General features: G+C 70.5%; 13 protein-coding genes. 8 read left to right on the top strand and 5 right to left on the bottom strand.

Translation table 11 applies throughout. The annotated features are described in order from the left end of the window. The first annotated feature begins 106 nt into the window (after positions 1 to 106). Positions 107 to 1,213: a lytic polysaccharide monooxygenase auxiliary activity family 9 protein gene (locus AB0H12_RS28950; protein ID WP_499627033.1), complete on the top strand. Its 1,107-nt coding sequence runs from the start codon at positions 107 to 109 to the stop codon at positions 1,211 to 1,213. Positions 1,214 to 1,262: 49 nt separating this feature from the next. Here AB0H12_RS28950 and AB0H12_RS28945 read toward each other — a convergent pair whose 3' ends face one another. Further along, complete coding sequence (locus AB0H12_RS28945) at positions 1,263 to 2,087, bottom strand: SDR family NAD(P)-dependent oxidoreductase (protein ID WP_499627031.1); 825 nt, start codon at positions 2,085 to 2,087, stop codon at positions 1,263 to 1,265. Positions 2,088 to 2,198: 111 nt separating this feature from the next. Here AB0H12_RS28945 and AB0H12_RS28940 point away from each other — a divergent pair, with 111 nt between their 5' ends. Together AB0H12_RS28940 and AB0H12_RS28935 are read left to right on the top strand one after the other, a co-directional pair. After that, on the top strand, positions 2,199 to 2,795 hold the full coding sequence (locus tag AB0H12_RS28940; RefSeq protein WP_499627029.1) for a TetR/AcrR family transcriptional regulator: 597 nt from the start codon (positions 2,199 to 2,201) through the stop codon (positions 2,793 to 2,795). 212 nt (positions 2,796 to 3,007) lie between these two features. Further along, positions 3,008 to 5,551 (top strand): tetratricopeptide repeat protein, encoded by a 2,544-nt coding sequence (locus tag AB0H12_RS28935; RefSeq protein WP_499627027.1) that lies wholly within the window; start codon positions 3,008 to 3,010, stop codon positions 5,549 to 5,551. A 14-nt stretch (positions 5,552 to 5,565) separates the two neighbouring features. On the opposite strand, the gene AB0H12_RS28930 is transcribed toward AB0H12_RS28935, so the two are convergent. Next, positions 5,566 to 5,979 carry a DUF2000 family protein gene (locus tag AB0H12_RS28930; protein ID WP_499627025.1) on the bottom strand — a complete coding sequence of 138 codons (414 nt, stop codon included), beginning with the start codon at positions 5,977 to 5,979 and terminating at the stop codon, positions 5,566 to 5,568. Positions 5,980 to 6,028: 49 nt separating this feature from the next. Between AB0H12_RS28930 and AB0H12_RS28925 the strand changes: the two genes are divergently transcribed. The 3 genes from AB0H12_RS28925 to AB0H12_RS28915 all read left to right on the top strand — a co-directional run bounded on the left by AB0H12_RS28925 (position 6,029) and on the right by AB0H12_RS28915 (position 10,822). Further along, positions 6,029 to 6,838: an AraC family transcriptional regulator gene (locus AB0H12_RS28925; RefSeq protein ID WP_499627022.1), complete on the top strand. Its 810-nt coding sequence runs from the start codon at positions 6,029 to 6,031 to the stop codon at positions 6,836 to 6,838. A gap of 208 nt (positions 6,839 to 7,046) precedes the next feature. After that, positions 7,047 to 8,807 carry a glycoside hydrolase family 3 protein gene (locus AB0H12_RS28920; RefSeq protein WP_499627020.1) on the top strand — a complete coding sequence of 587 codons (1,761 nt, stop codon included), beginning with the start codon at positions 7,047 to 7,049 and terminating at the stop codon, positions 8,805 to 8,807. A gap of 5 nt (positions 8,808 to 8,812) precedes the next feature. Beyond that, entirely contained in the window at positions 8,813 to 10,822 is a 2,010-nt protein-coding gene (locus tag AB0H12_RS28915) for a serine hydrolase (RefSeq protein WP_499627019.1), read from the top strand. A gap of 12 nt (positions 10,823 to 10,834) precedes the next feature. Here the strand turns inward: AB0H12_RS28915 and AB0H12_RS28910 are convergent, their stop codons facing one another. Beyond that, positions 10,835 to 11,473, bottom strand: a complete 639-nt coding sequence (locus AB0H12_RS28910; RefSeq protein ID WP_499627017.1) for a TVP38/TMEM64 family protein — start codon at positions 11,471 to 11,473, stop codon at positions 10,835 to 10,837. Between the two features lie 71 nt (positions 11,474 to 11,544). Here AB0H12_RS28910 and AB0H12_RS28905 point away from each other — a divergent pair, with 71 nt between their 5' ends. Next, positions 11,545 to 11,931: a hypothetical protein gene (locus AB0H12_RS28905; protein ID WP_499627015.1), complete on the top strand. Its 387-nt coding sequence runs from the start codon at positions 11,545 to 11,547 to the stop codon at positions 11,929 to 11,931. A 79-nt stretch (positions 11,932 to 12,010) separates the two neighbouring features. Next, positions 12,011 to 12,619: a DUF305 domain-containing protein gene (locus AB0H12_RS28900; protein WP_499627014.1), complete on the top strand. Its 609-nt coding sequence runs from the start codon at positions 12,011 to 12,013 to the stop codon at positions 12,617 to 12,619. A gap of 32 nt (positions 12,620 to 12,651) precedes the next feature. Here AB0H12_RS28900 and AB0H12_RS28895 read toward each other — a convergent pair whose 3' ends face one another. After that, positions 12,652 to 13,005, bottom strand: a complete 354-nt coding sequence (locus AB0H12_RS28895) for a hypothetical protein (RefSeq protein WP_499627012.1) — start codon at positions 13,003 to 13,005, stop codon at positions 12,652 to 12,654. A gap of 101 nt (positions 13,006 to 13,106) precedes the next feature. Beyond that, the gene (locus AB0H12_RS28890; RefSeq protein ID WP_499627010.1) at positions 13,107 to 14,513 is read right to left on the bottom strand and encodes an MFS transporter; all 1,407 of its coding nucleotides are present in this window, start codon (positions 14,511 to 14,513) and stop codon (positions 13,107 to 13,109) included. Positions 14,514 to 14,700 lie beyond the last annotated feature (187 nt).

Genomic DNA, 14,700 nt, shown 5'->3' with positions numbered 1-14,700 from the left:
AAGTGGCACGACCTGACACTAACACCGCTCTGGGAGCGCTCCCAGGTGCAAGCGGAGGCACCCGCGCACGTCCGCGTCGTCGATCAACGAAGATTTGGCGGTACACATGCTTCGCTTCTCCCAAGACGTCCCCGCCCGGCGCCGCCGGGCGCCGGGAACCCCGACGGAGGTCGTGCCGGCCCGCGGCAAGACGGCCGTCTGGCGGGCGTCCGCGATCCTCGGCGCCTGCCTGACGCTGCTGGCGACCGTGCTGGTCACCTTCGGCGCGGGCAACGCCGCCGCGCACGGCGCGGTCAGCGACCCGCCGTCGCGCCACTACGGCTGCTACCACCGCTGGCCCAACGGCCCGTCGCAGCAGATGGCCACCGAAGACCCCATGTGCTACCAGGCTTGGCAGGCCGACCCGTCCGCGATGTACAACTGGAACGGCCTGTTCCGGGAGGGCGTCGCCGGCAACCACCAGGGCGCCATCCCCGACGGGCAGCTGTGCAGCGGCGGCCTGACCTTCAACGGCCGCTACGCCGCGATGGACAAGATCGGCGCGTGGGTCGCCCCGAGCAAGCCCAGCCGGTTCACCCTCAACCTGAACGACACGTCCTCGCACGGCGCCGACTACATCCGCGTCTACGCCACCAAGCAGGGCTTCGACCCCAAGACCCAGGCCGTGAAGTGGAGCGACCTGGAACTGGTCGGCCAGACCGGCAGGATCCCCACCGGCAACCGGACGCCCGTCGAGGTCAACGCGCCCGGCCGCAGCGGCCACCACGTCCTGTTCACGGTGTGGCAGGCCAGCCACCTGGACCAGAGCTACTACGCGTGCAGCGACGTGAACTTCACCGACGGTGGCACCACGACCACCACCACCCCGACCAGCACCACGACCACGACCACCACCACCACCACCACGGGGAACCCCTCGGCGGGCTGCTCGGCCACCTTCCGGGTGACCTCGCAGTGGTCCGGCGGCTTCCAGGTCGAGGCGCGCGTGACCGCCGGCGCGACGGCGATCTCCGGCTGGACGGTCAGCTGGACGTTCACCAACGGTGAGCGGATCAACTCCTCGTGGAGCGCCGTCGTGACCACCAGCGGGTCCTCGGTCACCGCCCGCAACGCCGCCTACAACGGCTCGGTGGGCGCGGGCGCGAGCGCCACCTTCGGGTTCGTCGCCTCCGGCACCGCGGGGACGCCGACCCTCACCTGCACCGCGTCCTGATCCCGTGGGTCCGCCCGCCGCCCGACGGCGGCGGGCGGACCGACGTGCTTCAGCCCGCCTGCCGGCTGAGGTGCTCCCACCTGGCGAGCTCGGCCGCGCGCGCCCGCGCCATCTCCTCGACCATGCCGTAGGCCGCACCTCCCAGGACCAGCCGCTTCGGCGGCTCGGGCAGGTCCACCACCTGCATGAGGACCGATGCGGCCAGTCCCGGGTCGAAGTCCTCGGACTCGCCCCACAGCTCGTTCAGCCACGTGCGCAGCGGCGCGTAGGCGGAGTCCTCCTCGGTCATGGTGAGGCCGTGGGTGAACAGGTCCGTCCGGTAGCCGCCGGGCTGCAGGATGGTCACCTTGACCCCGAAGCGCTCGACCTCCATCGCCAGCGCTTCGCTCATCGCGTCGAGCGCGGCCTTGCCCGCGCTGTACAGGCCGGTCGCCGCGAAGCCCCCGGCGGAGCCCATCGACGAGACCTGGACGATGTGGCCCGAGCCCTGCGACCGCAGGAGCGGGACGACCGCCTGGTTCACCCAGAGCGCGCCGAAGAAGTTGGTGTCGAGGTGGGCGCGGGCCTGCTCCTCGGTGACCTCCTCGACCATGCCGAGCAGCGCACCACCGGCGTTGTTGACCACGACGTCCAGCCGGCCGAACGCGGCGAACGCCCGCCGCACCCCGCCGACGACCGCCTGCCGATCGGACACGTCCAGCGGGAAGGCGACCAGCCTGCCCCCGGAGCCGGTGACGAGGTCGTCCAACGGCGTGACGTCGCGGGCGACGCCGACGACCTGATCGCCCGCCGCGAGCGCGGCCTCGGTGAACGCACGCCCCAGACCGCGCGAGGCGCCCGTGATGAACCAGGTACGAGTGTGTTCGCGCGTCATGGCGTCTCCCCGCAGTTGTGAGACGATACGTTCCGTCTCGATGTACGGAACCCTGGCAGACGCCGGGACAGAAGTCAAGACGGACCGTCTCGTTCCCGGTACAGTGCCGCCATGGCCACCAGCACCACGCCGAACAGCACCCGTCGCAGCGAGCGGTCCCGACTGGCGATCCTCACCGCGACGCGCGAGCTCATCGGCGACCTCGGGTACGCCAAGTTGACGATCGAGGCCATCGCCGCCCGCGCGGGCGTCGGCAAGCAGACGATCTACCGCTGGTGGCCGTCGAAGGGCGCGGTCGTCTTCGACTCCCTGCTGGCGTTGAGCGAACGGCCGGACGGCGGCATCGAACTGCCCGACACCGGGGACGTCGAGCGCGACCTCAAAGCAGTCCTGCGCGCGACGGCGGCCGAGTTCTCCGATCCCGGGTTCGAGGCCCCGATCCGGGCGCTGAACACGGAGATCATCAACGACCCCGACCTCGCCGCCGCCTACCGGGAGAAGATGGAACGGCCGATGCGCGAGGCGAAGCGCCGACGGCTGCGCGGCGCGCAGGAGGCCGGCCAACTGTCCCCCGACGCCGACCTCGACCTCGTCATCGACCTGCTGTACGCGCCACTGGCCCAACGCTGGCTGCTGCGCTCCGGCCCACTGGACGACGCCTTCGCCGACGCCCTGGTCACCGCCACCCTCCGCGCCTTCCGCCCGTGAAGCCCGATACCGGTAAAGTCAATTGTGACGATTCGTCACGACGGCTCGATCGAATACCAGCGAAACGCCCTCGTACTCAAAGTCCAGGAGTCTCACAACGGAACTACTGAACGTGCTTCCGGCGTGTCCGCAACATAGCGGAGACCAAGCCGTTCATCGGTGAGTCCCGGTGTGGTTTGCTTGGCATGGCCCGCACGGGGAGCGTGCAGGCCATGCCGGTTCTGGCATCGCAGTCCCTTGAGGTGGTAGTGACGATCGTCAGGACGAAGCAGCGACGGTCTCGGCATCCGATGCGTCAGGTGCCGAGGAGACCGCTCCTGATCGGGCTCAGCGGGGTAACACTCGGCTTTGCCGGCCTTCTGTTCAATCTCTATCAGTACGTCGCTGGCACGTTGGTGCTGGTCACCGGCGGGATGATCGCCGGGCTAGCCGAACGTCGAATGAGACGCGTCGCCAGTGTCGTTGCCGATTCACCCACCGAACAAGGGCCAAGGACGAACGACACGAGCACCGTGGAGCCGGTCTGGTCGATTCCAAAACCGGTGCAAACTTTCATCGGGAGGTCGACCGAACTCGCACGGTTACGACGGCAGCTCTCGCGGACGTCGACGTCCGTCGCAGTGGCGGCTTTGCACGGCATGCCCGGTCTCGGCAAGACGCAGCTCGCCATGGCTTATGCGGAACGGTCTCGGGGAAACTTTGAGATCGGCTGGTGGATCACCGCGTCGGATCGCCTCTGGGCTCTGGCCGGACTGGCCGAACTCGCTCAGCACCTTGGTGTGGCGACCGAGGACCACGAACACGAGAGCGCCGCACAGGCAGTCATCGCGACATTGGAGAGGCGGCGAGGATGGCTGCTGATCTTCGACGACGCGGCGGACCACTCGACCCTTGCCGGACTGATTCCTAATGGTCCCGGTCAAGTCGTCATCACGTCCCGGAATCCAGCTTGGGGCTCAGTCGCAGTGACCAACGCGGTCCCGGCACTCGCTGAACGTGACGCAGTGAAGCTCCTGCTCGCACATAGCGGTGATGTGGACGTCCCGGCGGCGACAAGGCTCGCCACCGAGTTGAATGGCCTGCCGTTGGCCATCGCGCAGGCAGGCACATACTGTCGATTCCGAGCCGTCACTTTGGCGGAGTACCATGAGCGATTCCTCGACGGCGTCGCGCGCTTGATGGTCGAGGGGGACGTGAGCCCTTACCCCGCTCCGGTCACCGTCACAGTCGGCCTCGCAGTGGAACAAGTGCGACGGAAGAGTGTCGCCGCCGTGCAACTGCTCCGAATGTTGGCATTCTTGGGCCCCGAAGCCGTGCCCCGTGATCTCTCGACCTGCCTCCCCGCCGCATTGCCGTCTGAACTCGCCGCCGCATCCGGCGATCCGCTGGTCCTGGACAGCCTGGTCGAAATCCTGGTCGGCACATCGCTGGTCAGTCTCGACCGACCCGGATTCATCCGTACTCACGGCCTGGTTCAAGGTATTATCCGCGCCACCGTCAGCCAATCGACCAGGTCTCCCGTAAAACGCCTGGCACATATGGCCGGTTCAATTCGCGACCGGAGTGGTCATTGGACGGAGAAACGATGGGTCGACAGCGTCGGAGCACTTCTGGCGCATGCATTCCCGGAAGATCCGGGCGATCTTCGACTCTGGCACAGGTGTGTGACGCTGTCGCCGCACGTCGACTCGTATATCAACCACGCCACGCGAACCGACTCCGACCCGCAGATCCTCGACGCCGCCAGCAACAAGTTGGCCGCGTACCTGCATGACCGTGGCGAGTACGCGGCCGCCCGCACCCACTTCGAGCGTTGCCTGGCAATAAGACAGCGAACTCTCGGCACTCAACACGAGGACCTCTTCGGGCCGACCTACCAGTTGGCACAGATCGCATACCGCCTGGGACAGTTCGTCAACAGCGAATTACTCTTCCGACAGGTTGCAGAATCTACCGCGAACGTGCTCGGACCCGAGCATCCCGAAACACTCAAGGCGGAATCCCAACTGAGCTTCGTCCTGACGGAACTCGGCAACCTCGACCAAGCGAAGTCGATCGCCGATCGAGTGCATTCCATCCAACTCGAAACCCTGGGGCCCGATCACCCGGACACCCTTCGGACCGTGCAGAGCCTGGATGCGGCGCTGAGCGAGTTGACTTCCGACCGCGAGGAAATCATCGCCCGTTTTACCTACCAAGTCGACCGATTGCGGCAGCGATTCGGCGCCACACACTTCCACACTGCGAGAGCGGCACATAATCTGTATCGCGCGCAAGCCGAAGCGGGTCATTACGCCGAGGCAAAAAGTGGACTCAAAGAAATAATTTCCACCATGAGGGAGGTCTACGGATTCCGACACCCCTTCTTGCTCTACGCGCTGCACAACCTCGCACGTGCTTACTGGCTGGAAGGCGTCGAACTCGAAAGGGCAAGGCTCACGTTCGAGAGAACGCTCGTCACGCGTGAACAGGTGATCGGCCCGGACCATCCCAAGACGCTGACCACCCGCCACTACCTCGCGCGCGTCCTCGTCGCACTGGGAGAACGAGGAGCTGCCGAGACGCATCTTCGACTTGTGGCCGACGCCCGTGCGCTGACGCTCGGTCACGACAATCCCCACACCCTGCTCACGCTGGACGACATTCGCCGACTCACCCTGTCAGGGACCACAAGCCGCCATGGCATGGACGCCGTCCGCCGGTTCAGACCCGATCTGGCCTCCAGCGCCGAAGGCACTCCTGAACCCCTGGCCTGAAGCAACTCGAAGCACTAAGGGTGCATCCGGGCGCCCTTGAGGGCTTTGTCGACCGCGTTGCGCGGGCCGTGCACGCCGATGCCCACGAGGTCCAAGGCGGCACCCGGCACGGCTCGCACCGCGGCGCGGTTGTCCACGTCGTTGCCGGTGGCGAACAGGTCGGAAGTGAACACCGCCAGCGCCAGGCCCCGCGTGACGGCCTTGGCGTGCGCGGTGGTCAGCACTTCCTTGCCACCGGTCAGCACGAGCACCGGTTGGCCGAGCATCGGCAGGTACTTCGTGCCGTCCGCGTCCTCGTACGGTTCCCCGACGGCCTCCGGCACGGCCGCGGTGAGACCGCCGGCCAGGAAGGCGGTCACGTTCAACGCCTGCCACGGCGCCAGGTCGTCGCGGAGCAGGACGGCGAACTTCGTCTCGAATCGTTCCACCCGCACACCGTCGCCGAACCGGACGGCGCCCGTCTTGTACGTTCTTGACGTGGGCCCCGACATCGCCGCGTGGCGGCCCGCCGTGCCGGGCATCGCCGAGGTGCTGCACGCGCGCTTCACCGACCACGCCTACCCAGCGCACACGCACGACGCGTGGACGTTGCTGCTGGTCGACACCGGCACGGTGACCTACGGCCTGGACCACCGCGAGCACGGCGCGCCGCCCGCGTCGGTCACCCTGCTGCCGCCGCACGTGCCGCACGACGGCCGCAACGCGACCTCCGAGGGCTTCCGCAAGCGAGTCCTCTACCTCGACACGTCGGTCCTCGGCACGGACCTGGTCGGCGCGGCGGTCGACCACCCCGCGTTCGCCGACCCGGCGCTGCGCCTGCGCGTGCACCAGTTGCACGGCGTGCTGCACGGCGGCGACGAGTGGGAGGCCGAGTCCAGGTTGGCCCTGGTCCGCGACCGGCTGCGCACCCACCTCACCCGGCGCGCGCCGACGACACCGGACGCGGAGCCGGGCCTGGCCCGCACGTTGCGGGACCTGCTGGACGCCCACGTGACCGACGGGCTCACCCTGTCCGACGCCGCCACCCGGCTGGCCGCCGCCCCGGAGCGCCTGGTCCGCGCGTTCACCCGCGAGTTCGGCCTGCCCCCGCACCGCTACCTCACCGGCCGCCGCGTCGACCTGGCCCGCCGCCTGCTGCTCGACGGGCTGCCACCGGCCCAGGTCGCGCCGGCCGTCGGCTTCTACGACCAGTCCCACCTGACCCGGCACTTCCGCCGGATGCTCGGCACCGCACCCGGCGCCTACGCGCGATCGGGCACCTCACGCGTGGTCCACGACCGCACCTGACCGCAGTCGTCGACGGCAGGGGTCGCGGCGGTGGTTCCCGCGTGGTCGGTCCGACGGCGGTCGTCACGGGCGTCCGGCAAGTACGCCCTCTTCGAGTGGGTCCCGGCGCGGCCCTTCGCGCCAATGCCCCCCGAACGGGCGATGCCGACGCCGGCGCCGGCTGCGTACATTCGACCGGATCGGTGATTTCCTCACTGTAGGAGAGCACATGAGGAAAATCTTCAACCGGCGGCGGGTGCTCGTCGGGCTGTCGGCCCTGCTGGTCGCCTCCGCCCCGGCGGTGGCGGCGGCCGGCACCGGTGACGTCGTGGCGGACGCGTTGCGGCGGATGAGCCTGGAGGAGAAGGTCGGCCAGCTGTTCGTCACCTACGCCTACGGCGCGACGGTCGACGCGTCCGACCCGGCCTCGGTGGCCGCCAACCGGCGTCAGCACGGCGTGGACAACGCCGAGCAGCTGATCCGGAAGTACCACCTCGGCGGCATCGTCTACTTCGCGTGGTCCGGCAACACCGCCAATCCCGCGCAGGTCGCGGCGCTGTCCAACGGCATCCAGCGGGTGTCGGCCATCCCCGCCCTGATCAGCACCGACCAGGAGTACGGCGTGGTGTCGCGGATCGGGGAGCCGGTCACGCCGTTCCCCGGCAACATGGCGCTCGGCGCGGCCCGCGACCCGGAGGCGGCGGGCGAAGCGGCCCTGATCGCCGGGCGGGAACTGCGCGCGATGGGCGTCAACCAGGACTTCGCGCCGGTCGCCGACGTCAACGTCAACGCGCTCAACCCGGTGATCGGCGTCCGTTCGTTCGCCGAGGACCCGGAGCTGACGGCCAGGTTGGTGCAGGCGCAGGTCCGGGGGTACGAACGGGGTGGTGTCTCGGCCACCGCCAAGCACTTCCCCGGGCACGGCGACACCGCCGTGGACAGCCACACCGGCCTGCCCGTGATCGGGCACAGCCGCGAGGACTGGGAACGGCTGGGCGCGCCGCCGTTCCGCCGCGCGATCGCCGCCGGCATCGACTCGATCATGACCGCGCACATCGTGGTGCCCGCGCTCGACCCGTCCGGCGATCCGGCCACGCTCTCCCGGCCGATCATCACCGGCGTCCTGCGCGACCGGCTCGGCTACGACGGCGTGGTGATCACCGATTCGCTCGGGATGGCCGGTGTGCGGCAGAAGTACGGCGACGACCGCGTGCCCGTGCTGGCCCTGAAGGCGGGCGTCGACCAGTTGCTGATGCCTCCGAACATCGACCTCGCGTTCAACGCGGTGCTGGCGGCGGTGCGCGGCGGCGAGCTCACCGAACGCCGCATCGACCAGTCGGTCCGCCGGATCCTGCGGATGAAGGCGAAGCGCGGTCTGTTGGACGACCCGTTCGTCGACCCGGCGAAGCTGCCGGAGGTCGTCGGGACGGCCCCGAACAAGCAGGCCGCGCAGCGGATCACGGACCGGACCACGACGCTCGTGCGCAACGCGGTCCTGCCCCTGCGCACGCCGCCGGCAACCGTGTTCACCACCGGCTGGGGCACGACCGCCGACCCGGTGCCGCACCGGCTCGCCGACGCCGTCGGCCGACGTTCCGCGACGACGAACGCGCTGGTCACCGGCACGAACCCGAGCCAGGCGACGATCGACAGCGCGGTCGCGGGCTCCGTCGCCGCCGACCTGACGATCGTCGCGACCAACAAGGCGTGGACCGACGTCGGCCAGCAGGACCTGGTGAAGGCGCTGCTGGCCACCGGGAAACCGGTCGTCGTCATCGCGGTCCGGGACCCCTACGACATCGCGTACTTCCCGGAAGCCCAGACCTACCTCGCGACCTACTCCTACACCGAGGTCTCGGTGGAGTCGGCGGTGCGGGTGCTGTACGGGGAGCACGCCCCGGTCGGGAAGCTGCCCGTCACGATCCCGGTCGCGGGCGACCCCTCGACCGCGCTGCACCCGTTCGGCCACGGCCTGACCTGGGAGGGCTGAACCCGATGCGTCGACTGCCGACCGCCGTCCTGTGCGCGCTGCTGGTCGCGGCACCGTCCGCGGTGGCCGAACCGGCGAGCACCGCGAACGTGCCGTTGACCGTGATGACCTACAACATCCACACCGGTATCGGCGTGGACGGCAGGCTGGACCTGGCGCGGGTGGCCGCGGACATCACGGCCTCCGGCGCCGACGTGGTCGGCGTGCAGGAGGTCGACGTCCACTGGATGGCCCGCAGCGAGTGGCGTGACCAGGCGGCGGAGCTGGCCGCCGCGGTCGGCATGGACGTCTACTTCGCGCCCATCTACGACCTCGACCCGGCGGAACCGGGCAAGCCGCGGCGGCAGTACGGCGTGGCGGTGCTCAGCAGGCACCCGATCACCGCGGCGGAGAACCACCCGATCACCCGGTTGTCCACCCAGGTGCCGGACCCGACGCCCGCACCGGCGCCGGGGTTCCCCGAGGTCGTCCTGAACGTGCGCGGCGAACGCGTGCACGTCTACGACACCCACCTGGACTACCGCACCGACCCGGCGGTGCGCCGGGCGCAGGTCGCCGACATGCTGCGCGTGATGGCCGAGGACCGGGGCGAGGCGCGGGTGCTGCTCGGCGACTTCAACGCGACGCCGGACGCGCCCGAGCTCGCTCCACTGTGGACGGAGTTGGTCGACGCGTGGGCCATGACCGACCCGTCCTCCCCCGGCACGACCTACCCGGCGGAGGCGCCGACCAAGCGCATCGACTACGTCGCCGCCGGCTACCCGGCCCGGGTGCGCGAGACGCGCGTCGTCACGACCGGCGCGTCGGACCACCTGCCGGTGGTGGCCGAGCTGGCCGTCGTCCGACGGCACGGTTCCCCTTGGGACGGACCGCTTCCCGACGAACGCCTGCGCCACGGCACGGCACGGCAAGCCGGACTCGCCGCCGAGCACGTCGACCGACTGGTGCCCGACGTCGAGGCGGGCGTGCGGGCGGTGCCCCAGGCGTTCCCCGGCGGCGTGGTGCTGGCCGCGCGCAACGGCGTGATCGCCCGCCACGCGGCCGTGGGGGACGCGCTGCGGTACGGGTCCGACGGCGCGGAACTGCCGCCCGACCAACGGATCCCGATGCGCGAGGACACCATCTTCGACGTGGCGTCGATCTCGAAGCTCTTCACCGCGGTGGTCGCGCTGCGGCTGGTCGAGCGCGGCCTGGTCGACCTGGACGCGCCCGCCGCGCGCTACCTGCCAGAGTTCGCCCAGAACGGCAAGCAGGACGTCACGCTCAAGCAGTTGCTGACCCACACCTCCGGGCTGCCGGCCGGTTTGGCGCTCGGCTCCTACCCGACGGTCGAGCAACGGCTGGCCGCGGTCTACGCGGTGGCGCTCCGGTCGCAGCCGGGCACCAGGTACGTCTACTCGGACCTGAGCCTCATCGTGATCGGCAAGGTGCTGGAACGGGTCACCGGCCGGTCGCTGCCGGACCTCGTGGCCGCGGAGGTCACCGAGCCGCTGGGGCTGCGCGACACCATGTTCAACCCGCCGGAGAGCCTGCGACCGCGCATCGCGCCGACCCAGTTCACAGGCGGCTCGCGCGGGCTGATCTGGGGCCAGGTGCACGACTCGACGTCCTGGTACCTCGGCGGCACGGCGGGGCACGCCGGCGTCTTCTCCACCGCGCGCGACCTCGCCGTCTTCGCCCAGATGCTGCTCAACGGCGGCCGGTACGGCAACCGGCGGGTCCTGCGGGCGGACAGCGTCCGGGCGATGACGGCCAACTGGAACGCGGCCATTCCCGGCGCCGACCGCGGGCTCGGCTTGGACGTCAACAAGCCCGCGTTCATGGGCATGCTGGCCACGCCGTACACCGTGGGGCACACCGGGTACACCGGGACCTCGCTGGTCGTCGAGCCGGCGAGCCGGTCGTTCGTGCTGCTGCTGACCAACCGTGTGCACCCGACGGCGGCCGGTCCGGCGACCAACCCCTACCGGCACGCCGTGGCCGACGACCTGGCCCGCGCCGTGCTCGGTGGGTGACCCTTGCCGGTACTAGCCCTTCGACCGGCGGAGCAGTTGCCTGCCCCACACGACACCGACCACGGCCAGCACCAGCCACGCCGCCCCGGCCGCGATCGAGCGGGGTGAGCCGAGGTCGAGCGCGGCGTCACCGAGGGTCGCGGCCAGCGCGGTGGTCGGCAGCAACCCGAGCGCGGTGCCCGCGGCGAAGGACTTCGGTGTGACGGCGGTGACACCCGCGCCGTAGTTGGACACCGCGAACGGGACCACGGGGAGCAGGCGGAGCACCACCGTGGCGGCCAGGCCGTTGCGCTCGAACACCGTGTCAAGCACCTTCAGCCTGCCCGAGCCCAGCCACCGCGCCACGGACCGCCGTCCCAGCAGGCGTGCGACGACGAAGGCGATCAACGCACCCACCGTGAAGCCCGCCACCGCGACCACGAGTCCGGGCAGGACGCCGAACAGCAGGCCGGACGCCGTGGCCAGCACCGGTTTCGGGAAGAACGCCGCCGTCCCGACCGCGCACACCAGGAAGAACACCAGCGGCGCCCACGCGCCGTTGCCGTCGATCCAGTTCCGGAGCCGGTCGGGGTCCGGCAGGTCGAGGACCGCCGCCGCGACGGCGAGCACCACGACCACGACGGCCAGGCCGACCACCCGCACGTGCCGCACCGTTCTCCCCCGGACTCCCGTGTACTTCGTGGTCGACGATCCGTCATCGTAGGTGCTTGTAGCATGGGGCCGTGCTGCACCGCGTCCGCCTCCGAGCCTCTCAGTGGGCTCTGGTGTGGGCGGTCGCGTTCGCCGTCGTGGGGATGCACCACCTCGGCACGCACGAGTCGGGCACGCACGAGCAGACAGCGGTGACCGCGGTGGCCGACTGCTGTGCGCACGGCGCGTCCGAGGAGCGCACTCCCGGCCCGGTGCAGCAGCACGACCTGCTGCACCTGTGCCTGGCGATCCTCGCCGCCGGCGTCGGTCTGGCGCTCGCGCTGCTCGCGTTCTTCCGCCGCGGCGCCGTCGTGCGGCTCACGTCGGTCGCCAAGCGGTCGGCACGGCCGCGCTCACCTCCCCCGAGACCGGGCGGCGCTCCGGCGCGGCTCGCCACCCTCTGCGTCCTGCGGCTGTGACAGGCGGCGCGTGACGTCCTCTCAGGACGCCGACGCGACGCCGTGCGACCGACTCGACTTTCACACCGCAGAGGACAACATGACCAGGAAGAACCTGGTCGGGACGGCGCTTGCCGTCCTGACCGCCGGACTCGTGCTCGCCGGGTGCGGCAGCGACTCCACCGGACACGACACGGGCAGCACGACCGGCACGACGAGCGCCGCCGCCGGCGCGCCGTCCGGTGGGCACAACGACGCGGACATCGCGTTCGCGCAGGGCATGATCCCCCACCACCAGGGCGCCCTCGAGATGGCGAAGCTCGTCCAGGGCCGGACCACCAACCCCCGGCTGCTCGACCTCGCGTCACGCATCGAGAAGGCGCAGGACCCGGAGATCAAGACCTTGACCGGCTGGCTGACCGGCTGGGGCGTCCCGGTGCACACCACGGGCATGCCGGGCATGGACCACGGCGCCGACATGCCCGGCATGAGCGCCGCCGAGATGGACCTGCTCGAGCAGGCGAAGGACGCCGACTTCGACCGGATGTTCCTGGGCATGATGATCAGGCACCACCAAGGCGCGATCGACATGGCGAACGCGGAACTCCGGCAGGGCTCCAACGCCGAGGCCAAGCAGCTCGCGCAGCGGATCATCGACGCGCAGCAGGCCGAGATCACCGAGATGCAGGGCCTGCTGCCGACAGGCTGACGTCCGGTGGACGGCGACGGCGACCGCGGGTGTCAGCTCGCGGCGCTGTCGTCGGCCGGCCGGTCGATCAGGTGCTCGACCAGGCCGGCCGGCATCTCGGCCCGGCCCGGGCCGCCCGCCGCGACCCAGTCGAGGACGTGGTCCACCGCCTCGTCGGTGAGCACCCCGCCCAGCCACACCGGCCGGGCGCCCGCGCCCCGGGCAGGCCGGACCACGACGACGTTGGAGAACTCGCAGGAGCTGAGGCAGTTGGCCACGGTGATCGCGTCCGGTCCCACGGCTTCCCGGAACTTCCGCAGGTGCGTCGCGTGGTCGACGTCCGGGTGCTTCTCGACCGTGCCGCAGCAGCAGCCTCGGCAGACGGTCAACTTGCTCGTTTCGGGCACCTGATCTCCATCCAGCGGTGAACCAGCGGAAACGGCCAGTACCCCGGTCGGGTATGCAGGGGAAGGTAGCATACCCAGCCGGGGTACTGATCACCGCGACACTAGGCGTCGACTGCCACCGGCTCGGCGACCCGGCCGCGCAGGGCGAAGGCGGCCAGCAGCGCGGCTGCCAGGGCGACCAGCGCGGCGCCGGTGAAGGCGGCCGAGTAGCCGTCGGTGAGCGCGACCGCGTCGCCGAGCCGGTCGGCGCCCTGCGAGGTGGCCACCGCGGTCATCGCGGCCAGGCCGAGCGCCGAGCCGACCTGGTAGGTGGTGTTGACGATGCCCGAGGCCAGTCCGCCCTGGTCGGGGGCGACCCCGCCGATGGCGGCCATCGTCGCGGGGATGAAGACCAGCGCCATGCCGACGGCCGAGATCAGCGAGCCGGGCAGGACGTCGGCGACGAAGCTGCCGTCCGGGTCGGCGGTGGCGAGCAGGCCCAGGCCGGCGGCGGGCACGGCCAGTCCGGTGACGATCGGCGGCTTGGTGCCGAACCGGCCGATCAGCCGTCCGCCGGCGGTGGTCATCAACACGGTCGTGAGCACGGTCATCGGGAGCAGCGCCGCGCCACTGGCGAACGAGCCGAACCCGAGCACCTGCTGGACGTAGAGGTTGAGGAAGTACCACATCGGGATCCACGCCGCGCCCAGCAGCGCCATCGCGACGTTCGCCGGCGCCAGGTCGGGTGTGCGCCACACCTTCAGCGGCATCAACGGGTTCTTCACCGCACGCTGCACCAGCAGGAACCCGACCAGCAGGACCGCCGCGGCGCCGAGCTGCACGAGCGTGGCGGTCGACGCCCAGCCGCGTTCGGGTGCCTGCACGATGGCGTAGACGGCCAGCGCGAGCCCGCCGGTGACCGCGACCGCTCCGCCGACGTCCAAGCCACCGCTGCGCCCCGGTACGGCGGGGAGCAGCTTCGGCGTGAGCGCGAGGGTCAACAGGCCGATGGGAACGTAGATGATGAACACCCACGGCCAGCTCAGCCACTCGGTGACCACGCCGCCGAGGAACACGCCCGCGGTGCCACCGGCCGGCGCCGCCGCACCGTAGAACGCCATCGCCTTGGGCAGTTCGTTCGACTGACCGGCGAACAGCACCATGAGCAGCGTCATCGCGGCCGGAGCGATCAGCGCCGCGCCGACGCCCTGCACCGCGCGGCCGAGGACTTCGACGCCCGCGCCGGTCGCGGCGGCGGCGACGACCGAGCCGACGATCAGGGTCGTCCAGCCGACGGCGAACACGCGCCGTGCGCCCCAGAGGTCCGACAGCCTGCCGCCGAGCAGGAGCAGTCCGCCGAGTGCGACCGCGTAGGCGTTGAACACCCACTGGAGCCCGCCGGGGGTGAAGCCCAACTCGCGCTGCACGTCCGGCAGCGCCACGGCGATGATCGAGGTGTCCATGATGACCATGAACTGCGCCGCCGCGAGCACGACGAGTGCCCACCAGCGCCGGGGATGGGGGTTCATGACGGGTCCTTCCTGATTGATACCCACCGGGGGTATCCCGTGGAGCGACCGGAAACATACCCCCGGGTGGTATCGCCGTGTCAAGCCGTGGTCAAAAGACCCGGATCACTCCACGACGGCCGGGAGGGACCGGCGCGCCGATTCGGGTGAGGCCGGCGCGATCCGACCTCCCACCGCCGTCCGATGG

Origin of the sequence: Actinosynnema sp. NPDC023794 (assembly GCF_040639675.1) — a bacterium.
GTDB classification, from domain to species: domain Bacteria; phylum Actinomycetota; class Actinomycetes; order Mycobacteriales; family Pseudonocardiaceae; genus Actinosynnema; species Actinosynnema luteola.
The sequence above is the reverse complement of the archived record's forward strand: the minus strand, read 5'-3'. Positions and strand labels throughout refer to the sequence as shown.